The sequence below is a fragment of the Advenella sp. EE-W14 genome (genome assembly GCF_012923605.1).
Taxonomy (GTDB): domain Bacteria; phylum Pseudomonadota; class Gammaproteobacteria; order Burkholderiales; family Burkholderiaceae_B; genus Advenella; species Advenella alkanexedens.
This window is the reverse complement of sequence record NZ_JAAVNG010000009.1, coordinates 420,149-440,948: the sequence shown is the minus strand read 5'-3', so window position 1 is coordinate 440,948 and position 20,800 is coordinate 420,149. Positions and strand designations below refer to the sequence as shown.

Annotated in this window: 19 protein-coding genes and 3 pseudogenes; 9 read left to right on the top strand and 13 right to left on the bottom strand. The window is 47.7% G+C overall.

Features of this window, described 5'->3' with window-relative positions; translation table 11 throughout:
- The 3 genes from HCX92_RS09465 to HCX92_RS09455 form a co-directional block, all read left to right on the top strand.
- Nucleotides 1–238 (top strand): integrase core domain-containing protein (locus HCX92_RS09465; protein WP_169294688.1); only part of this gene is annotated, 238 nt, incomplete at its 5' end.
- Between the two features lie 51 nt (nucleotides 239–289).
- Nucleotides 290–1,837, top strand: coding sequence for a hypothetical protein (locus tag HCX92_RS09460; protein WP_169294687.1), 1,548 nt, complete (start codon nucleotides 290–292; stop codon nucleotides 1,835–1,837).
- Between the two features lie 162 nt (nucleotides 1,838–1,999).
- Nucleotides 2,000–2,332, top strand: coding sequence for a hypothetical protein (locus tag HCX92_RS09455; protein ID WP_169294686.1), 333 nt, complete (start codon nucleotides 2,000–2,002; stop codon nucleotides 2,330–2,332).
- A gap of 161 nt (nucleotides 2,333–2,493) precedes the next feature.
- Here the strand turns inward: HCX92_RS09455 and HCX92_RS09450 are convergent, their stop codons facing one another.
- Nucleotides 2,494–2,793: a HigA family addiction module antitoxin gene (locus HCX92_RS09450; RefSeq protein ID WP_169294685.1), complete on the bottom strand. Its 300-nt coding sequence runs from the start codon at nucleotides 2,791–2,793 to the stop codon at nucleotides 2,494–2,496.
- A 73-nt stretch (nucleotides 2,794–2,866) separates the two neighbouring features.
- Entirely contained in the window at nucleotides 2,867–3,082 is a 216-nt protein-coding gene (locus HCX92_RS09445) for a type II toxin-antitoxin system RelE/ParE family toxin (RefSeq protein WP_371808403.1), read from the bottom strand.
- Between the two features lie 82 nt (nucleotides 3,083–3,164).
- Between HCX92_RS09445 and HCX92_RS14890 the strand changes: the two are divergent.
- Nucleotides 3,165–3,320: pseudogene (locus HCX92_RS14890) on the top strand (transposase); the annotation flags it as partial.
- Between the two features lie 200 nt (nucleotides 3,321–3,520).
- On the opposite strand, the pseudogene HCX92_RS09435 reads toward HCX92_RS14890, so the two are convergent.
- Nucleotides 3,521–3,696 (bottom strand): annotated as a pseudogene (locus HCX92_RS09435) (HigA family addiction module antitoxin); the annotation flags it as partial.
- A 136-nt stretch (nucleotides 3,697–3,832) separates the two neighbouring features.
- Between HCX92_RS09435 and HCX92_RS09430 the strand changes: the two are divergent.
- The 4 genes from HCX92_RS09430 to HCX92_RS09415 all read left to right on the top strand — a co-directional run bounded on the left by HCX92_RS09430 (nucleotide 3,833) and on the right by HCX92_RS09415 (nucleotide 6,328).
- Nucleotides 3,833–4,120 (top strand): type II toxin-antitoxin system RelE/ParE family toxin, encoded by a 288-nt coding sequence (locus tag HCX92_RS09430; RefSeq protein ID WP_169294684.1) that lies wholly within the window; start codon nucleotides 3,833–3,835, stop codon nucleotides 4,118–4,120.
- A 15-nt stretch (nucleotides 4,121–4,135) separates the two neighbouring features.
- The gene (locus HCX92_RS09425; protein WP_211182334.1) at nucleotides 4,136–4,459 is read left to right on the top strand and encodes a HigA family addiction module antitoxin; all 324 of its coding nucleotides are present in this window, start codon (nucleotides 4,136–4,138) and stop codon (nucleotides 4,457–4,459) included.
- Nucleotides 4,460–4,628: 169 nt separating this feature from the next.
- Nucleotides 4,629–5,819: an ATP/GTP-binding protein gene (locus HCX92_RS09420; protein WP_169294683.1), complete on the top strand. Its 1,191-nt coding sequence runs from the start codon at nucleotides 4,629–4,631 to the stop codon at nucleotides 5,817–5,819.
- A 2-nt stretch (nucleotides 5,820–5,821) separates the two neighbouring features.
- Complete coding sequence (locus HCX92_RS09415; RefSeq protein WP_169294682.1) at nucleotides 5,822–6,328, top strand: RloB domain-containing protein; 507 nt, start codon at nucleotides 5,822–5,824, stop codon at nucleotides 6,326–6,328.
- Here HCX92_RS09415 and HCX92_RS09410 read toward each other — a convergent pair.
- The 5 genes from HCX92_RS09410 to HCX92_RS09390 form a co-directional block, all read right to left on the bottom strand.
- Nucleotides 6,322–7,527, bottom strand: a complete 1,206-nt coding sequence (locus tag HCX92_RS09410) for a DUF3322 domain-containing protein (RefSeq protein WP_169294681.1) — start codon at nucleotides 7,525–7,527, stop codon at nucleotides 6,322–6,324. The genes HCX92_RS09415 and HCX92_RS09410 overlap by 7 nt on opposite strands.
- Nucleotides 7,524–10,907, bottom strand: coding sequence for an ATP-binding protein (locus tag HCX92_RS09405; protein ID WP_169294680.1), 3,384 nt, complete (start codon nucleotides 10,905–10,907; stop codon nucleotides 7,524–7,526). Before HCX92_RS09405 ends, HCX92_RS09410 begins: the two co-directional genes overlap by 4 nt.
- On the bottom strand, nucleotides 10,904–11,506 hold the full coding sequence (locus tag HCX92_RS09400; RefSeq protein ID WP_169294679.1) for a DUF4194 domain-containing protein: 603 nt from the start codon (nucleotides 11,504–11,506) through the stop codon (nucleotides 10,904–10,906). Before HCX92_RS09400 ends, HCX92_RS09405 begins: the two co-directional genes overlap by 4 nt.
- Before the next feature lie 7 nt (nucleotides 11,507–11,513).
- Complete coding sequence (locus HCX92_RS09395; RefSeq protein ID WP_169294678.1) at nucleotides 11,514–12,950, bottom strand: DUF3375 domain-containing protein; 1,437 nt, start codon at nucleotides 12,948–12,950, stop codon at nucleotides 11,514–11,516.
- A gap of 461 nt (nucleotides 12,951–13,411) precedes the next feature.
- The gene (locus tag HCX92_RS09390; RefSeq protein WP_169294677.1) at nucleotides 13,412–14,476 is read right to left on the bottom strand and encodes a Fic family protein; all 1,065 of its coding nucleotides are present in this window, start codon (nucleotides 14,474–14,476) and stop codon (nucleotides 13,412–13,414) included.
- A gap of 188 nt (nucleotides 14,477–14,664) precedes the next feature.
- On the opposite strand from HCX92_RS09390, the pseudogene HCX92_RS14885 reads away from it, so the two are divergent.
- A pseudogene (locus HCX92_RS14885) lies at nucleotides 14,665–14,811 on the top strand (IS256 family transposase); the annotation flags it as partial.
- Nucleotides 14,812–14,922: 111 nt separating this feature from the next.
- Here HCX92_RS14885 and HCX92_RS09380 read toward each other — a convergent pair.
- From HCX92_RS09380 to HCX92_RS09360, 5 genes are all read right to left on the bottom strand, one after another.
- Nucleotides 14,923–15,144 carry a hypothetical protein gene (locus HCX92_RS09380; protein ID WP_169294676.1) on the bottom strand — a complete coding sequence of 74 codons (222 nt, stop codon included), beginning with the start codon at nucleotides 15,142–15,144 and terminating at the stop codon, nucleotides 14,923–14,925.
- A gap of 274 nt (nucleotides 15,145–15,418) precedes the next feature.
- Complete coding sequence (locus tag HCX92_RS09375) at nucleotides 15,419–17,425, bottom strand: choline BCCT transporter BetT (RefSeq protein WP_169294675.1); 2,007 nt, start codon at nucleotides 17,423–17,425, stop codon at nucleotides 15,419–15,421.
- A gap of 293 nt (nucleotides 17,426–17,718) precedes the next feature.
- Nucleotides 17,719–18,960 (bottom strand): porin, encoded by a 1,242-nt coding sequence (locus HCX92_RS09370; RefSeq protein WP_169294674.1) that lies wholly within the window; start codon nucleotides 18,958–18,960, stop codon nucleotides 17,719–17,721.
- A gap of 80 nt (nucleotides 18,961–19,040) precedes the next feature.
- Nucleotides 19,041–20,045: a 2-dehydropantoate 2-reductase gene (locus HCX92_RS09365; protein WP_169294673.1), complete on the bottom strand. Its 1,005-nt coding sequence runs from the start codon at nucleotides 20,043–20,045 to the stop codon at nucleotides 19,041–19,043.
- 8 nt (nucleotides 20,046–20,053) lie between these two features.
- Complete coding sequence (locus tag HCX92_RS09360; RefSeq protein ID WP_169294672.1) at nucleotides 20,054–20,800, bottom strand: class II aldolase/adducin family protein; 747 nt, start codon at nucleotides 20,798–20,800, stop codon at nucleotides 20,054–20,056.

The following is a 20,800-nucleotide window of genomic DNA, read 5'->3' as shown; positions in this document are numbered from 1 at the left end:
GGAGCAACTTAAAGCAGAAAGAGGCCTGCCTAAAATGATTCGCGTGGATAATGGTAGTGAAATGACGTCGCTTGCTTTTAATTTGTTCTCATCGCTGGATCAGGTGCGAGACCTCAGTTGGGCCTGGATGTTAAGTTATAACGAGGAACGACCCCATGAGTCATTGGGTAACTTACCACCCAGTGAATTTAAACGACAGTTAGCAGCAGAAGTCTCTAGTTATGAACTGTGCGCTTGACGGTAAGCTTACGGATATTTTTTACATTTTTTTCATGTGAGTTTTTTTTTAATGCAACGAAAGAATTTTTTAGCTCAAGCAGAAGTGGCTGGCTTTATTGAATGGTTGGCAAGTAATTTACCCTTATTGCAATTTAACTTAAATTTTAGGCCTAGTAAATTTGTATTGGGTGGATTGCAAGTCAATGTTAACGGTTTTGAGCAGGTCTTGCAGCATTATCGGTGGTCTTCTTCATGGCGTGACAATAATGGTGCTATTGTGATATCAAGTACTTGGCTTGAGACAAAAGAATCATTGGGTAAACTGCGTGCCTGGCTTATTGAGGCTATTGATAATAATGACGAAACGCAAACCTTGGCCGCTTGCCTGCAAATTCTTAAATGGGGTGGGGTACGGGGTGCCATTCCTTTTTTACACAGGTTGGCAAACAACATGGAATTGATTGCTTACTTGCGTTCCGTTGAGCAACTGCTGGTTCTTGATAGTGATCAGACTGATTTGCGCGCGCTGAGTAGCAGCTCAATTTTACGGTTTGATTCTGGCCTGACAAAAATTCACTCACTGTTGGATAAAACAGGAAGTCCGATTTATGACAGCAGGGTGGGGGCGGCCATGGGAATGCTGTACTCTTTGTATCGCCAGCAAAATAACCATGGTCGGCCAATGTCTCAATTTCCCTCAGGTGCAGCCAGAGGGAATCAAATTCGTAATCCTGGAGATATGCCGAATGGTTTGTTATCACCACAATTTTCACGCATAACATACGAAGAGTGGGCTCGTTGGCAAGTACGTTTAGGCTGGATTATACGGGAGTTGCTTGAGCGTACCGACTGGTTTGCAAATCAGGGAGCGTTGCCTGCTCGCTGCCACGCTTTTGAGGCATGTTTGTTTGTTATTGGCTATGATTTGCGTTGTTTTGGTGCAGAATCAGAAGAAGATGCGGTATTGGTAACGCCCCGGTTTGATACACAGAGTGAAACGGAAGTCACTGAGGAAGGCGTTGGGGCAGAGGAAGTTGTTAAGACGGCCGCTAATAGAGTTGCAACCCGGGAGACAGCCGGAAGGAGCGGTAATTGGGTGCCAACAGGACATTCGTTTAGTAAAATAATTCAGTATTATCTGAATTTTCGTAAAGAAGAAAAAACGGATGGTAGAAGAGCTTTCATTGATTGGCTATTGAAAAATACAGATTGTCAATCAGCGACAGCAAATGCTTATTGTTTTCCTTTTTCTATTCGTGAATTTGATTTATTCGGACGGAGCATAAAGGATATAGAACGAATTGTTGCAGGGAAAAAAGACGGGTTATTGGCAGTGTTGTCAGTTGATGAGTTGGAACCTTTTACCTTGGGTGATGAGCGGGAAAAGGTTTGTTTGGTTGATGTGTTCATAACCGGTAAGGCATATGAGTTATTCGCAACAGACCAAGAGCGTCGGGCTTATATTATGCGGTCTGGCTACGCTGGCACGAGTAATGCTGCTGGAACATTAATGTCAGTAGGGCGTGATGTAGGCCGGCATTTTGATTTATTTGAAGCAAAATTTAAGCCAACGGCATTGTTCAAACAGTTTTTTAACGGGTTTTCATTAGAGGGTTAGTTTTTGTCTGATCAATGGGCTGTTGCATGCTTCATGCACTGCCCAGGTATCTGCATTAAATTTTGCGTCTTGTGTCATTGCTGTTTTTATTTATGAAAATGGCTTTCTCAGTGCCTATATATAGGCACTGAACTCACCAAATTAACTAATTTAGGAATGATTATGTACAAGGTTAAACTTGGGGGTGAGATCTTCGTAATGCTTGAGTTGTCAGATATCGTTAGTGTAACTTTGTTGTTACAAATGATGTGTGATTTCATTGGTAAAGAATACACGCATGTATTGGATGATGACAACTTGTTTTTTAACTATGTATGGTCTGCAGAAGAAGCTAAAGATTTGATCAACAAAACATTACAAGCAATATATGACCTGGAGACATCTGGCGAACGTGTTGGTTTTAAATTTTGGATGAGGCATTCAAGGTTTTTTAAAGATACAACAGATGTGGATGGTGTGTTAAATTTAATGTTTAAATCAACGAACATACAATAAATTAATTATTGAGGCTACATCATTGGTAACGCTCCGGTCAGTGCCGTCTTGAATTTCCTCGTAGAAAAACGACAATAGGTTCCAATCTATTTTTAGGTTGGAACTTATAAACAGCACTCACACCTCTACTGACTCGTATCGGCGTCTTTCTCGCCGTCATTTCACCAAGTCTTGTTTTTGGCTGATAAAACATGCAAATCAACCGATTGCGATGCTTTCCAAAGATCATAGTCGGCCTGTTGATGCAACCAGCTTTCCGGGCTGGGGCTGTCCTTGCCCAACCAGGCATGCAGTCGCAAGGCCATCTCGGCACTGATTGCCGCTTTGCCATTCAACAAATTGGATAAAGTAACCCGGTTAACGCCCAATTGTTTGGCGGCGACCGTCACACTCAAGCCCAACTCGGGCAATATATCCTCTTTAATCACTGAAGCAGGATGGGGTGGATTATGCATCCTCATAATATTTCCTTTAATGATAATCTTGATAATCAACTACTTCAGCATGTCCGCTTTCAAAAACGAAAGTGACACGTCAATTTTCATTCACCTTGACACTCCAGTGACTCAGCAAATTACCATGTAAAGAGTGCAGATCCCAGCCTGGAATGTTCATGTCATTAACAGCCTTTGAGCTGTCTAATCTAGCCAATATACGGGCCAGTTTTGCAGCATGCGCCGCCTGGATGCCAGACTTGCTGCCTGTCTTGAAAAAATGCTCAAGACCCTTGTGTTTGAAAGAAAGAATCATTTACTGGCTCTTTTTATGTATAAGTTATTGTAGTGCATAAGGCTACAGATAACAAGTTTTATACATTCTAATCCGTGATTGATTACTTCCCCCTTACAACCTGACGGTTGCCGAACTGGCCCGTCAGGAAGGCATTAGTGAAGCAACCCTTTATAATTGGCGCAAACACGCCAAATAAGTAGGACGCCCTGCGCCAGGATCTAAACCCAAATCAGAACAATGGTCAGCGGACGCTAAGGTGTAGACCAGTGGCGGGTTTGTTTTGTATGGAACAATGGCAATGTCAGTCATGTTGAAATTGTGGACTATCATTAAAGGAAAAAGACAATGGCACGCAGAGAAATCCCCCTTGTTCACCCCGGTGAAATTTTATTTGCTCCTGCGCGGGATGCATATAGATATTTAGCGTAGAAATACATATGGAGCCCAAGCACTGGTGCCAATCGCAGCCTCCAGCCTTAAGGCCATTTCAGGCGATATGTCAGTCGCACCATTCAGTATTCGGGAAAGTGCGGTTCGGGTTACCCAAGATGTTTGGCTGCTGCTGTTACGGTAAAGCATTCCAGATATTCTTTCAAGACTTCCCCTGGGTGCGGGGGATTGTGTATTTTCATAATGAATTCCACAAGTGATAAAACCATTGCATATTAAATAACGACCAGGAATAAGACTGACATAATTACACTTTTGATTTATGACTTGACGCACAATCTCATTGTGCATAAAATAAATTATAAGCATTTGTTAATCATGGCTGTTAAATTCAGGGACAAGTGGCTTGAAGCTTTTTATGAAGAAGATATAAGGCACAAAAAAATACCAAATTCCATTGAAAATGCACTTTATCGGAAGCTTCAGATTTTAGATGCTGCCACACATGAATTGGACTTGAGAATTCCTCCGGGCAATCATTTTGAGCATTTGCAGGGAAATTTTTCAGGGTGGTGTTCAATTAGGGTAAATAAACAATATCGGCTGATTTTTCGCTGGCATGACAGTTGTGCGCTGGAAACATATCTGGACCCGCATGTGTATTAGCCAATACAGGTAAGAATGATGAGATATACAAAGCGTCGCCCCATAACGGTTGGGCAAATGTTAATGACAGAGTTTCTTGATCCTATGAAAATAGAAATTCGCGAGTTGGCAGAGGCGATGGGGGTGCATAGAAATACCTTAAGCCGTATCGTGCATGATAAGGGTGTGCTGACAGCCCCTATGGCTATCAAGCTGGCTGCCGCGCTGGGTAATACACCCGAGTTTTGGTTAAATATCCAGCATGCGGTTGAAATCTGGGACGTGCGTCATAAGGCCTATGAGCATGCGTCAAAAAATGTCAGGTGTATTAAACCCTATAGCGCCCCTGTATCAGAATAATCGGGGGGCTTCAAGGTGGTTATTGAGCTTGATGTATTTTATTTTATATGATTTAATTAAGAAATAAATAACCATGAAGTTATAAAAATAACAAAAATTTGTTAATTTTAGGTTTTCATTATAAATAAATAGCAAGTTTAATTAAATTTTTTGCATTCAAGGTAAATCTATGTTGCGAAGACTGCGGATTAAGAATTTTTATTCAATAAAAGAAGAGCTGGAGGTTTCTTTGCTGCTGAATGCACAAACGCCTGCAGATTTTCGTTCCATTCCCACGCTGGATCAGAAAAAAGCAAGCAAGATCCTGGCATTTGTTGGCGCTAATGCAAGCGGTAAAACAAATATCCTGAAATCTTTGGCATTTTTAAACTGGTTTGTTGGTGACTCCTTTATGGGGTTGGCCCCAGATGCGGAAATTCCTGTTTCAACGCATTTTTCTAACTCTCATGAACCAGTAGAGTTGGGGGCCGAATTTGAAATAGATGGAAGTATTTGGGAGTATCGTTTGGTATTAACCAAGCATCAGGTTATGCATGAGTCTTTATATAAAAAAGGCTATCGTTTCGTTTATGTTTTTAAACGGGATTGGGATGCGGTTGCTCAAAAGTACCTAATCAAATTAAAAGAAGACTTTGATTTTGATAAAAAAGAAGCAGAAAAGGTAAGAAAGAACGCTTCGTTAATTGCGACAGCCGCACAATATAACCAACCTCTTGCCTTACGGCTTTCCCGGTTAAATATTGAAACTAACCTGACAATGTTGGGTAAATACAATTTTAATGCCTCAACGCAGTTAGTAAATGCGGCTGGTTTGTTTTATCAACAGGATCAAATTAAAGAGCAAATGAGTCGCTTGCTTTCCCAGTGGGATTTGGGTTTGTCAGGTGTGACGATTAAAGAACATAAGGTGACCGATGCCGATGGCAATAAAGAAACCATATATTTGCCATTTGGTGTGCATTATATAGATGGCAAGGACTATGAATTGATACTGTGGGAAGAGTCCGGTGGTACCAAGTCAGCTTTTGTGTTGCTAGGTAAAATTTTGCCAATTCTGCAAAACGGTGGCCTTGCAGTGATAGATGAGCTGGAAAGCGATCTGCATCCACATATGCTGGGCGCTATCCTGGATTTGTTCTTTTCACCTGTTACCAATCCATATAATGCCCAAATTATTTTTTCTACGCATAGTCATGAAATTTTAAATATGTTGCATAAAGAACAAATTATATTGGTTGAAAAAAATAAGGGTTTGAATACTGAAGCGTGGCGTTTGGATGATATTGAGGGCGTGCGCTCTGATGATAACTTTTATGCCAAGTATATGGCGGGTACTTATGGTGGCGTGCCGGAGATATAACAATGAGAAAAAAAATCCAGCAGAGAAAGACCTTGTTGATTGTAGGAGAGGGGGATACTGAATGGGCATTTTTAACTTATCTGAAACGAGTCTATTGCCAGGGTAAAAATACCGTTAAGGTGACTGTGAGAAATGCACATGGCAAAGGGCCGGAGCATGTTTTTGATTATGCGAAACGCTGTTGCAGAACTGCTGATTATGATAAGGTCGCTGTATTTATGGATACGGATATAGCTTGGACAAAAGCACTCTTGGCACAGGCAGAAAAACTGGGGATAGTTTTAATAGGAAATACTCCTTGCGTGGAAGGGTTGTTCCTGACGTTGTTGAATAAATCTGTTCCTGGTCTTTCAGCTGATTGTAAAACCAAAATCAAGCCTCTTTTAAAGAAGAACAATTTATTGAATCCTGATGATTATGGAAACTGGTGCACAGAATCATTGCTTGATGATCCAAAATTCAAGGGGCAGGCTTTTGGGGATTTGATAAAACTATATAAAGGTCAGTAATCAGTCAGATGATTTTGCAGCCAAGCGAACCGTACATGTTCTTGTTCAAAACGCAGGTTTTTTACTGATTGCCCGCTTGGGGTTTGCAACGTATTATCACGCAGTGCACTATACAGTTCTTGCTCGCTGTCGGTCAGCAGTGGCAGTTCGCTGGTGCAGCGTTTATCTTCCGGCTCTTGCCCCCACATTTCATGGTGATGCAGCAGGGTGGCTGTATCCATAAGCAGTGATTGGGTATGGGGCAGGTGGCTGCGCAGACGGTTAAGAATGGCAAAACCGTGGGTGTCAATATCGCCCCAGTAGTAAAGTGGTTGCCGGGCTAGCCAGGGGATCTGGCCCAGCGTATTCAGGGCATAACCCTGGCCGAATAGCAGGATGGCGCCAGGCTGGTCCGGGAAGGCCAGGGCGTTAATTTCATTTTCAGTAACAAATACCTTTTGCACCGGCAGGTGCAGACGGGCAAGTTGCGCTACCGGCAGTTCCAGGTCAGTCAGGCCGGCAATAGCCAGTTTGCTGTCCAGTATTCGCAAACGTACCCGTAGCGGTTTGTCTTGCAAGCCATAACGCCGGGTAAAACCATCGGCACCACGCCATTGTTCATCTATATGCCCGGCCGGTAATACCAAATCAAGCAGTTTGCTCAATAAGCCGCGACGCTGTTCAATGAATTTGGTGTCCACACCGCTAATATCCAGTTGGCGCAGGTACAGGCCACTGTGCGGATGTTTGCGAAACCAGCGCAGCACGGCAAGCACCTTGTGCCAGCTGGCTGCATGTTCCAGGGCAAGCAAGGGGTGTTTTTCCAGCCAGGGCAGCAGCTCGGGGAAATCGTCCAGCGTGTTTGCTACCAGCTGGTCAAACTGTTGTGCAGTACGTTGTTGGCCAAGCAGCCCCAGGGCATCTTCAGGCTGTTCAATCCAGACTTGATCAGGGATGTGATTGCGCCCCAGCTGGCGGTGGTTGATTTCTTTCCACGCCAGCCGGTATCGCTTATCCAGCTGCTGTAATTGGTTAATCCAGTGACGAACCTGCTCGAAGTTGTTGCCCATGTCCTGGCTATTTGGTTTTTTCAGGCGCAGCTGCAAGGGAAATAGTGCTGCGGCATGGGGCAGGCGGGTGCGCAACAACTCACCTTTCTCCCAAAAACGCAGCAGCTGGCTGTGCAAGTCAGTTTGTGTGGTCCAGTTCTGTTTGCTCATGATGCGGCTGTCTTACTGGCTTTTTGCTCGTGATACTCTTCAATGCCAAGGCAGCGCAGCATAGATTCCCGCCCCTGGTCGTTGTGTACAAAGCCGACACTGGCAACATAGGGTTCAATAATATGAATCTTTTGCAACGGGGTGACAATAAGCAGTTGCAGGTTAAGCTTGCGGAATAGTTCCAGACCGTAGCGGGCCGATTCATCCGAACCCCGCCCGAATGCTTCGTCAATCACCACAAAGCGGAATGAACGGGAACGGATGGCGCCCCATTCAAGGCCGAAGCGATAGGCCAGGCTGGCTGCCAGTACGGTATAGGCAAGTTTTTCTTTTTGTCCACCCGATTTGCCACCGGAATCACTATAATGCTCGTATTCACTATTGTCTTCGCGCCAGCGTTCAGAGGCGGAAAACACATACCAGTTGCGCACGTCACAAACCTTGCGTGTCCAGCGTTTGTCGGCTTCGCTCATGCCATCGCGGCCACGGAAACGTTCAATGATTTGGCGGACCTGTAAAAACTTGCTTTCTGCGTATTGCTCGTCCTGGCTGCCGGAAAGGCTGCCTTCAGTGCAAGCCTTAAGGTCGTTACGGAAAGCGTTGATTTCTCCATCACCGCTTGATTGTGCCTCTAGCTGGATGAATCGTCCCGGGGTATAGTCAATTTCGTGTAACGAACGGTTGATTTCGTCGATGCGTTCACGGATATCCTGCTCTTCACGGCGCAAGTGGGTCTGGAAATTGGCAATTTCGTTAATGATGTTTTCATTAAGCATGTCCTTGAAGCGCTGCTCAAATTGCGGCAGGCCATCTTCTTCCAGGCTGGAAAGCATGGCGCGATAGTCGTTGGCGGCATTGACGCTGACATCAACCTCTTGGGTGTCCATGGGGTAGGCGGTACGGTACTCGGTCATGGCCTGGACAATATTCTGGGTTAAGCGTTCCAGGCGCTTGTCTGCGGCATTGATCTTGCTTTGCAGCCAGCTGCGCAGTTCCTGTTCACGATTGTTGCAGGAATCCACTGTTAGGGTATGTTTGCCAAGTGCCTGTTCACGCAACGTTGCCAGCTCGCTGAAATGTGCCTGCAGTTCAGGTGTGGCGGCCTGGTGCTGGGTCCGGGCCTCGTTGGCTGCCTGTTGGGTATCTTCCTGCTTCTGTTCGGTTTTGGCCAGTTCGCGGTTTTTGTTGTCCAGTGCGTCACGCAGGGTATGCAACTCGTTTTCCAGTTGCCGCAGTTGTTCCTGCAAGGCTCGCAGGGTATCAGACTCGGCTTCCAGTTGTTGGCGCTCCTGTTCCAGCTTGTGAATATGCACTTGCAGTGGCTGCCAGTCCAGTTCCTGGAAATTGTCGAATACTGACAGTTGGGCAAGCTGCTCCAGCTGCGTATCAAGTTCGCGCTGGCGCTGTTGCAAGCCGGCCAATTGTGTGGCGTATTGCTGGATGCGTTGTTGCAGGTCGGCAGCCTGTTTTTCCAGTGCGGCAATTTTTTGTTCATTGCTCCAGCCAAGAACATATTGGGTGCGGTCATTCAGCCGGCGACGATCGTCTTTCTCATGGCGTTCCTGGCCGGACTTAACCTGACCGGCTTGTGTAACGGCCTTTTCTTCGCGCCGGAATTGTTCCAGCGAAACGCAGCAGGTATAGTCAAAGCGCCGTGCCAGTTCAGCTTCCAGCCAATTGTAGAAAGGGGTGTCTGGCTTGATTTGCAGCTTCCGTACCAATGAATTGTGTTGGGTTTCCACATTAAGCGGACTGCGACGCTCCCGGATTCTGAAGTACACCAGGCGGCCGCCTAAATGTGTTTGTTCGACCCATTGGGCGACCTGGCCGTAAAGCTCATCGGGCACCAGTAGCGACAAGCCGAAGTTATGCAGCAGGCGTTCTGCGACCCCTTCCCAGTCACGTTCATCTTCACGTACCTGTAATAATTCGCCAACAAAGGGTAATTTGCTTTCTTCAAGTACCAATTCGGTACACAGCCGGGTGCGAATATCCAATATTCGTGCGGGCAGGTTGGAACGCCGTTGGCGCAAAGAAGTCAATTCGGTATCAAGTTGCTCATGCTGCCGGCGCAGGTTGAGCAATGTGACAGCCGTTTCGGTTTGCTCATTCTGGGCTGTGTCGCGCTGTTCGCGACAGCGCTCGTTCAGGTCCGGTAAAGCCTGGCGGGTGGCCAGAAACGGTTCAGCGTTGCCGGCTAATGGCAGCCCCAGCTTTTGTGCCAGTTTGTTATAGCGTTCAACAGCACGCAGGCGACGCTGTTGTTCGTTTTGTACACGACTGATTTCTTCCTTGATGGCCGCCAGCCGGTCACCTCCGTTTTGGGCAATGGCACGGGTCAGTTCATCACGCTGTGACTGGCCCTGTTGTTGCTGTTCTTGCAAGCTGCGTTGTTGTTCTCGCAGGCGGGTAAGGTCCTGGGCCAGGTTGTCAAGGCGTTTTTCCAGCAACCCGGCTTTGAGCCCGGCAAACCAGGGGGCCAGTGCTTCCCGGCAGCCCACTTGTGTTTGACGCTCGGCAGATTCCTGTTGGTGACGTTCACAATTTTGTACCAGCGGCTGCAGCAAGGCAATTTGCTGTTTGGCCTTAAGCACCGCTTCGTGGGCGCGATGCAGGTCATCAAAATGCTGGATTAATGCCTGGATACGTTCTTCAACCGGAAATTCTTCCAGCATGTGCTCACGAACGAAATCGGTCAGGTTGCCCACCGATTTCATTGAGACTGTCTGGCTGAATAATTCCAGAGCCTGATCGTTGTTAATGCCAAAGCGCCGGCGGAAAGCGGCACTATAGGCATTAAAGCTGGTGTTCAGGGTAACATCCTGCATTGCCCGCAGGCGTTTGCGCAAGCTGTTAAGGTCATTGCCGAAGTGGGCAAAATGTTCGGTAATGGTTAAGTGCTTGTCGGCGACCACATAAAAGCGTTCCGGCTGTCCCCGGTTTTCGGTGATGTAAAATACCTGGGCCAGCGTGACGTGCTGGTCGTAACCCTCGTTGTAGAAGTGCCCCAGAATCACCGAATAGCTGTTGTGGTCACGCAGGGCAACCGGCTTGGCGTTTAATCCCGAGTCGCTGCGCTCGGATTTATAGTAGCCCAGCACATAAGAGCGCAGGGTTCGTTCTTTTGCCTCAGCACCGGCAGCCTTGTTGTAGGCAATTTTTTGCGCTGGCACCAGCAAGGTGGTAATGGCATCTACCAGGGTTGATTTGCCGGAACCAATATCACCCGTTAACAGTGCATTGTCGCCATTGGCAGGAAAGCACCACACACGTTGGTTGAATGTTCCCCAGTTGTACACTTCAATGTTGTGCAGGCGAAACCCGGCACGTTCGTCGCTGTCGGCAAAGTCAAGCATGGATGAATGGCTGGAATTTGTCATTGCTGCTCTCCTTCAGCGCCGTGCAATGTGGCATAGTCAGCCAGACGTTGGTCAAATTCATTCAGCCACTGGGCATCGACAAAGGCTTTCAGAATTCGGGGTACTTCGTAAAGTGGCTCTTGCTGGCCCTTTAGCTTGCGCAGAAAACCCAGCTCAACCACTTTGCTGATGTGACTGTCGATGCGGTCAATAAGCCGGGCTTCGTTACTGTTTTCGGGCAGGAACAGGCGTATCAGCTCTACCAGTTGGTCTCGTGAAAGAATAAGACGGGCATCGCTGCTGTTTGCGTCCGACTCGGCCAGACGCTTGCGTAGCAAAGCCAGCAGCAGGCTGACAGGGTAGCTTAATTGACGGCGTGGAATGAGGCGGGGGATGGCGCTTTTACCGTCTTCATCTTCTTGCCGGGATTGGCGCAGATAGGCATAACCTTCGGCTTCGTCAAGAATCAGTTCAAGGCCCAAAAGCTGGATATAGTCGCGTACGGCGGCCTGTTGTTCGATCAGGTTTTGCCAGCCCGGCTGGTCATCATCACGATAAAGTACGCCCTTGAACAGGTTGATTAAAAGGGTTGATAAACTGGTAGAAAAAATAGTGGTCATGGGCAGTTCAATGGCTGAAAATAATCAAAGGCACACTTGCGCGGCGTTGTACACCTTGCTCATTATGCCAGCTGATTAATTGGGTGTGGTGTTCATCAAGGACGCAGCGGCTATGGGTGGTGGCAAGCTCAAGCCAGGTAACCAGTTCGGCCAGACCCTGTTGCAGCGGATAGTGATGCAGCAGGTCGCCCAGGCTGATTTGCGGTTGCTGGCGCAGCGCCAGGCGCAGGTTTTCCTGCAGGCGGGATTTATCAACATGGATCTGGCCAAACAGCGCATCGGCATCGTTATCGCTTGTCCCTTCAAGCAAAAGTTGCGTATCTATGCGTGGTTTCAGCGGCGGGCAGTATAAGGGGCGATCCAGTGGCAGGTTCATTTCTACCCGCACGTCATCCAGGCTGATGATTTCTTTTTCTGGTGGTTGCTGGCGTAGACTTAATGCCTTGGCTTCAATGTCACGCAGCAAATTCATTATGCGCTTGTTTTCCAACCAGGCCTGGTCATCAAGATAGCGGCGTAACTGTTCGGACAGGCGTGCCACCGTGCGTTGGGCCGCTTCACCGGCTTTGAGCCATTCATAATGAATGCGCAGCAGGCGGCGATCCGGCTCCAGGCTTTGTACTGGTGGCATGTTAAAGATTTTTTGCAATAAGCCCGATAACTCATCCTGGCGTGAGGGTGACATCAGGAATTCCCAGAAAGCGCGAAAACTGCGTCCCTGATCTGAATCGGCAATGGCATCGCGTTCTCCAAAAAACTCCTCGAGCAGGGCACCCTTGCCACCTTCCCAGGTGGCTATGCGTTCACGTACTTGACGGTCCAGGTCGCGGAAGTTTTGTTCAATTTCACGGAAATCGGCCAGCAGGCTATCGGCGCTGTCGTTGATCGCCAGAAAACGTTCACGTACCCGGGTTGCATCCATCAGGTCTATCTGGCCGGCCTTGATTCTGGCAATCTCGGTATCAAGTGCCGCTTTGCGTTTTTCCAGTTCGGCAATCCGTGTGTCAGGATCGGTTTCACTGCCTTCCACCACCTGGCGCAGCAAATCAAAAATGCTCATCAAGCGGGACTCGGTTCCCACAAACTGGCGCTTGCCCAGGCTGCTTAGCCATTCAATGGTTTTTTCTGCGGCGGCAGTAAGTTCATAATGGGCCTCGTCGCTACCGGGCGGGTAGAACTTGCGCAACCAGCCATTGCTGTTGTCGGCCCAGTCATCCAAATAGGCATTGGCAGCGCGCGGGAACAGGGTTTGGCCAAGACTCTGTTGCAGATTGTAAATCAGGTCATCCAGTTTTGAGGCCAGGTTTGCTTGCTCAAGGCTGCGCTGGTTGGGGCCAACAAAAGCTTGTTGCAGAAAGCTGATAATCAAGGGGGCGTTGTCGGCCCGCAGCAACCGCCAGGCAGGGTGAAGCTGGCGTAATGAGACAAGTTGCTGGTAATCCATGGGAGCTGTTTATCCTGATGCTATAAAAAATATACTTTATTGTGAGGGATAATCTGGTTAATCAGGATGATTTACCGCAATATAGCATAAATCAGGGGGGGGGAAATACGTTCAATATTGGATGGAATGCAAGCTGGAACAGGTTATCAGGCTAAATGCCCCAGCAACAGTGGCACCGAAGAAACCAACAGTGAAACTCCTGAAGCGGTTAACAGGCCCGGCACGATTTTACCGTTCCCCAACAGAAAAAAAACACAATTTTAAAAAAATCCCTTAGTCTTCCCATTGACGCCTATCATATCACTCGTGAAATGCTGGAGCGTAGCAAAGAAACCGGTAATGCGGTGTTGATTGCCAACAACAGCCCATTATCACCACAGGCGACCAGTACAGCCGCAACACTAGCAATAAGTAAGCATTTTGAAAAATGCCCCATAAATATCCCCATCTCATTTCTCTTGTTAGTTCAAAAGAATCTGGTTTAATGCTTGGTTCACATAGTAATTGCTGCGTCCAACCTTGTGCTTTACCAGAAAACCATCCTGAGTAAGCGCATCCAAGTACCTGGTGGCGGTTATACGCGAAATACCAAGCTCATTTTGCAGGAATTCAATCTTGGTGTAGGGGTGAATAAACAAGTGATTGATTAGGTCTTGGCTGTAGAATTTGTGCGTCTCCCTAATTCGATGTTTGTAATCCATCAAAGCCGCTTTTATGGCCTGTACAGTATGGATTGTTTTTAGCGCTGTTTGTTCCACCGCCTCAAGCATGTACAGTACCCATTCTTCCCATGCATCATCATCGCGCACTGCCTGTAATAATCGATAGTAATCGGCTTTTGTTCGTACAATATGCTGACTCAGGTACAGCACAGGAATATCTAGCAGCCCCTCTTTGACTAGATAAAGTACGTTGACAATTCGACCGGTTCGTCCATTTCCGTCATAAAATGGGTGAATGCTTTCGAACTGGTGGTGGATAAGGGCCATTTTAATAAGCGGATCTACTGGCATCAGGTCAGGATCGTTCATGAAGCGTTCAAGCCCCGCCATCAATGTTACGACTTCCTGTGGGCTCTGGGGTGGCGTATACACAGTACATCCTCTATTATCCTTCAGCGAAGTACCTGGTAGCTTGCGTAAACCAGCATTATTCCGTTCCAGTTCGCACTGTATCTGCACAATGTGGTTAACCGTTAATAACCCTGTTTGCCTTACTTGCTCATAGCCCACACGCAGGGCTTGGCGATAGCGCATAACTTCTTTGGCTGCCGGATTGGCAAATCCGTCAGGGTCGGCGTCGTCCCGAAACAGCTCATCATGAGTGGTTACGATGTTTTCGATCTCGGAGCTGTCTTTTGCCTCTTGTAAACCCAGGGTGTTGATAAGAATGCCTTGGTTTGGGATAGAGGCGACCACGCCTTTCAGTTCAGCAAGATAACGGCTGCTACTTGTGAGCTTCTTTAGGATGAGAGGAGTATCGAATCGTTCTGCATTTAAATGTTCAAGGGGCGTAATCGGTGTCACTATGAACTCCACATATATAAAAAAATGGGTTTTTCTATATATGTTACAGATGATATGTATAGAAAAACGGTTTTTTTATACATGTTGCTGGTAATGTGTATAGAAAATCTGTTTTTTTATACATGTTGCAGGTAATATGTATAGAAAATAGATGCTTTCTATACGGATTTTCGCTCACGGATGAGTAGCTGGACAAAAAGAAACTGGAAGCGTTTGCTCGTGAAGCAGCCAAAGGCTTGAAGACCGAAAAGGACCTGAATGAATTCAGCCAGATACTGACCAAGATTACGATAGAGGCTGCACTCAATGCCGAGCTTGACGCTCACTTGGGCAACACTCTGGTTATTCGGCGGCATCATTTTTTAACGATCTGCGCTTTAAGGTCAGGACTGTAGGATGATATTGAAAAACTCTATCCGCTCCCTCAAATGGATAAAATGTAAAAATCAAAATATCGGACAACTAGTCTGACAGAGGGGGTCCAGGGTGATCCTGGAACCATCGACCGCCAGTACCCGCAAGTCCCAGAAGCGCAGGTAATCACCATCACCGTAATGCGTTTGCACGACGGCGGCCTGGTTAAGCTCGATAAAGGCGGTGTGTTTCAGTTTATACCGCGCCTGCGAATAAGCGCTGGCGGTCACGGGTGGCTGCTCCAACCCCGTCATCGCCTCATTGACGACGTTTTGTAACGATTTCACGCTATTCCTCATGATCAACACCACAACCAACGCGAAGGACAGGCGGCGCTCGCGTGTGAACGCTTTATCGCTCTGACGGTGACGGTGCTTGAAGCCATTCGCTTCAAGCCGCTCTTGGGTAACTTCAATTGCCTGCTTTTTTTAGCCATGTTCAACTGTCAATCAAATCCGCTTATTATCTCAAAAAATGCTTAACTTAATGGCAGTGACGCTGGAGCATGGGAGCCAGTTCCACGGTTGCTTACTTATCATCAGGAATGGGGTCGTTATCATGCACCATATGCAAGAAATGGCGATGACGTTCATATTGATTAATGATATCTACAATAATATCGTCTTTAGTCCATCCCATGATGTCGTAGTCTTGCCCGCCTTCGGCTAAATGCACCTCGGCCCGGTAGTATATTTCCTTATCAGGGCGTTCGGTGTCTACAGGAGTCAGCATAGGACGATTTTCAGCGACAGGAAAAACCTGGTAGCTGAAGTCCTGGTATTCACCGTGATGGGAAACGGTTAGCGCCCAACCTTTGGCATCGCTGTCAGGAAATGATTTTTGCATGACTTCTGCCTCAAAGCCCAGATCCTGCAGTTCTGCGCCAATTGCCTTCATTGCCGGTGCCACGGTAAGATTCATGAAGCGAACAACCTGGTTTTGTTCGGGTAAAGTGACTAAGTTACGTAAACGTTGTTGCCAGTCTTGTCCTTGGGCCAAAGGCGGTGTACGTGCCACTGTTTGGTAACGAATTTGCCGTTTGGTGGCCTCGGTTTTAAGGGCTTTAAATAAACCAAAAATAGCGGTTAATAAAATAATAGAGAAAGGCAAGGCGCTAGCAATAGTTGCCGTTTGCAGTGCTTGCAAGCCATCGGCCAAGAGCAAGGCAATGGCAACCACGCCAGTTAAGGCAGACCAGAATATACGTTGCCATACCGGAGAGTGCATGTTTTCTTTAGAGGCCAGCAAATCAATAACCAAAGCGCCAGAGTCTGCGGAGGTGACAAAGAAAACAACAATCATACATAGCGCTATCATGGAGGTGATGCTGGTTAAAGGCAGTTTTTCCAGGAAAACAAACAGGGCTTGGGCAACGTCATTTTGAACGGTCAGGCCAAAGTTGCTCATACCTTCAACTAAAATATAATAGATGGAGGTATCACCGAAAACGGTCATCCAAAATAAGGTAAAGCCCGATGGCACTAACAACACGCCCAGTACAAATTGGCGGATAGTGCGGCCTCGTGAAATACGGGCAATGAATAAACCGACAAAAGGTGACCAGGCTATCCACCAGCCCCAGTAAAAAAGGGTCCAACCACCAATCCAGTCATTGGGTTGGTAAGCATAGAGGTTAAAGGTCGCCGTCACTATATCTGATAAATAGGACCCCGTATTTTCTACAAAAGTTTGGAGCAGGAAAACAGTAGGGCCTAGTATGAGTACAAATAAAAGTAATAAAAGGGCAAAACCCAGGTTGATTTCTGAAAGAATCTTAATGCCCCGGTCCAGGCCACTGGCTACGGATAGGGTCGCTAAACCACAGGCAATAATAATCAGGACAATTTGTACCTGGAGGGTAACGGGCAGATTAAATAAATAGTTCAGGCCACTATTTATTTGCGCTACCCCAAAGCCCAGCGAGGTGGCCACGCCAAAGACGGTACCAAGAACGGCAAAGGTGTCAACTGCCTGACCGGTGCGGCCATAAATGCGGTCTCCAATAATAGGATAAAGCGCAGAGCTTAGTCTTAGCGGCAGGCCGTGTCTGTAGCAGAAAAATGCAAGAACCAAACCCACAATGGCATAAATAGCCCAGGCATGTAGCCCCCAGTGAAAAAAGGTAATGCTCATGGCGTTACGTGCCGCCAAGACGGTTCCCCCTTCGCCGGTAGGAGGACTAAGAAAATGCATGACCGGTTCGGCTACCCCAAAGAACATAAGACCAATGCCCATGCCAGTAGAAAAAAGCATGGCAAACCAAGTGAAGTTCTTGAAGTCGGGCGTAGAGTGATCTGGCCCCAATTTAATGTCGCCATATCGACTGATAGCTAAAAAGAAGGTGCTAAGTAAAATGATGGCGACAGTTAGAATATAAAACCAACTTACATGGCTGAGAATCCAGGCCTGGGTATCGCTAAATAGTTGTTGGGTAAAATCAGGCGCAAAAGCAGCAAGGCCAACCAGAAGTAGAATAAGAACGGCAGCCGAGAAAAAGACAGGGGGGTTAATGCTCGTTTGTTTAAAAGGCTTCATGGTCTGGCCTTGTTTATAGTTAAACATGGGAAAAGTGTAGCAGAATAGTGTGTCGCGGTCAGGATTTACTTACGGAATGATTGTGGCAAACGTGGCAATGCCTGCGCCCTTGAATAAAACGCGCACTCCCAAGCAGGAGCATGGGAGCGAGTCCAGAAAAAATGCTTAACTTAATGGCAGTGATGCTTCTAGTTCCCACGCTCCCGCGTGGGAATTCATACCAATTTTTTTGGGCTCCCACGCAGGAGCATGGGAGCGAGGATAATCACGTATTATTTATGTTATGTTTTACATCAGAACCGGGTTTGTAAACCCACCCCCACTAAAGATGTACTTAGCTTGGCCTTCGGATGAGCATTACTGTCATTAAATTTCAGTCGACCCGTACCCATAGAGGCGACTGCAAATAATAGGGAACGTTTTGACAGCCTATACTCATAACCAAGGCTGAAGATATGCAGGTTGCCTTTCACACCATCGAATTCGCGATCATTGTTTTTGGTATGGCTGCCTTGGTACGATGCCAGGACTTTACCCGTTTCCCCTGCCGGTATGGTTAAACCAACGGTCCATGCCTGTTGGCGGTAACCGTTGGTTTGTGAATACAGCAAGCCATCAGAACGCATGCCTTGCGTAAATGGGGTGAAAAGATTGTTCAAGCCAATACTGCTTGCTTCCATCTCAACGTTTGCCCTGTCCTTGTTGCCAATGGCACCACGCACTTGGCCATAACCCAAATCCAGTTTCACAATATCAAAGTCATAGGTGCCAAACAGGTTCCAAGTATGGACCGTGCCTTTATGAGTCTTGGCAGGAGTCCCTTTGCTGATGTCGGGGGCAGTTCTGGCATTGGTACGGTAACGGTCATAAGAAACACCGATTGCCAGGGGGCCATTATCGTAGCTGCCGCCAGTACTGATCCAGTTGGAGGCCTGTTTTGTTTCGATCTTATCGATTCCGTTCCATTCAAATTCACTTTTATTGTGATTGCCAGCGTGTGCAATACCGAATTGGAAACCGGAAAAATCCGGACTCATGTATTTAACCGAATTATTCATACGGCCATAAATAGTGCTGCCAAATGCACCAAAAAGTTGGCCTGCCTGAAAGTAGCCAGCATTAAATGGGCCTTTCGGTGCGATTTTTTGAGAGGCGATTGAGTATTGGCGACCCAGTGTTAGCGCACCCCAATTGTCATTACTTAAACCAAAATAAGCCTGGCGGCCAAACAGGCGGTTACCCTGAAGCGATTTGCCAGTACCAGGGTCAAACCCGCTTTCCAGCTGGAAAATGGCCTTGGATCCATTACCCAGGTCTTCACTGCCTTTGAAGCCCCAGCGGCTGCCATTGCGGGCGCCTGTGAATTTTTGCATGCCGAAAATACGGTTTTCGATCCGGTTATCGCCTTGCGTCACTTTGGTTTTATCATATGCAATACCAGCATCAACTAAACCATAAATGGTTACAGAGCTGTTAGCTTGGGCTGCACCGGTAAAACCGGCTACAACTGCAGTAGCAAGCAAAGTCTTTTTCATTTAAAACGTCTCCAGAAATATTGTTTTTAATTTAATATTAATTAGTGTGTTAATCGGAAAAACAACGATAGACAAAGCGCTTAAGAATCAAGCGGATAAAGCTCCAGCGTGCGGGCGTGCAGACGGCTTAGGCCCATCAGGGTTTCAATGTTGGGAACCGGAACATTCACTTGATGGGCGATATCAAGCATGGCGCCTACCAGGGCATCCAGTTCGATGCTTTTGCCGGCCTGAACGTCTTGCAACATGGATGTGCGAAAAGCGCCTAGTTGTTGGGTGACTTGGTGGCGATCCTCGGGGTCCTGGTTAATGTGAAGGCCAATTCGCGCGCCTACTTCAGCAGCCTCTAGCATGCAGCGTGACATAAAGTGACGTACATAATCATCGTCCAGAATACGATCGCCCGTTGCACCGGTGATAGCTGAAATGGGGTTGACCGTCATGTTGCCCCAAAGCTTGTACCAGATATCTGCCTGTATCTGTTGCGAGGGTTCGGTGTCAAAACCTGCCGATTGCAACATGTGCATGATGGTTTGGCTGCGGGCGGTGGCAGTTCCACCACCAGGCTCACCAATAATGATCCGGTTGCCAGCCACATGTCTTACGACGCCGGGGCCCATATTGGCTGCCGACAAATGGGTAACGGTACCCACCACCTGTGAAGACGGGAGCGCCGCAGCCAGTGTGCCATCAGGGTCCAGACTTTTCAGTTGAAGGTGTTCAGGGGTGCCGGGCAAGCCGTGAAAAAACCACCATGGGATCCCATTCATGGCAGACAGTAGGGTGGTGTCAGGACCCAGCAGCGGGGCAATGCGGGCGGCCACATCTGGCAGGGCTGTGGTCTTGACGGAAAGAATGACAACATCCTGCACGCCAAGATCGGCGGGATTGTCGCTGGCGTGCAGATCGTAGCGTTGTTGTTGGGCTTGATCGGGCGGTCCTTCAATAAAACTCAGACCGTGATCGCGTAGTGCCTGCAGGGTTGCTCCCCGTGCGATGGCACTAAGCTGTACTTCACCGCGTGCCGCCAGTCGGGCGGCCAGAAGGCCCCCGATGGCACCCAGACCATAAATACATACTTTCATAGCTGCCTTTAATTTTTGTAAGAAGGATCGCGCCGGTCAATCTGGCGTATCAGTGCTGTAAAAATGTCATCGCCTGCGCCATGGCGCGGATCGAATTGCAGGGCTTCAGCACTGCATTTTTGCTGAATCTGCCTGGAAATGATCCGGGTCGGCCCAAGGGCCGCACCCATGACCTGAATTTCACAGGCACGCTGCAAAGTCCAGAGTGTGGCGAAGGCCATGGGTAGGGTGATGCCCCAACTGAGCAAGCCATGGTTGCGCAGAATAACAGCCGGTTTATTGCCGATAGACTGACCCAGGCGGGGGGCTTCTTCGGCATGCAGCGTGATGCCCTCAAAATCATGGTAGGCCACACGATCATACAGCTGTGCTGAGTAAAAGTTGTCAGGCGACAAACCGCTATCGGCACAGGCAACCGCACAGCCTGCCGTTGTGTGGGTATGCATGATGCAATGCGCATCCGGTATTTGCTTGTGGATGGCCGAATGCAGGGTGAAGCCTGCCGGATTGATGGGGTATTCGCTATCCTGCAGGATATTCCCGTTGATATCAATCTTGACCAGATTTGAGGCAGTGACCTCGTTGAAATACAGGCCAAACGGATTGATCAGGAAATGCTGTTCTGGCCCCGGTATCCGCAGCGTAATGTGGTTATAGATCATTTCGGTCCAGCCCAGCATGTCGAAAATGCGGTAGCAGGCAGCGAGTTGGACACGAAGCGCTTGTTCGGTTTGTGCTTGTGCAGCCTTGGTCAT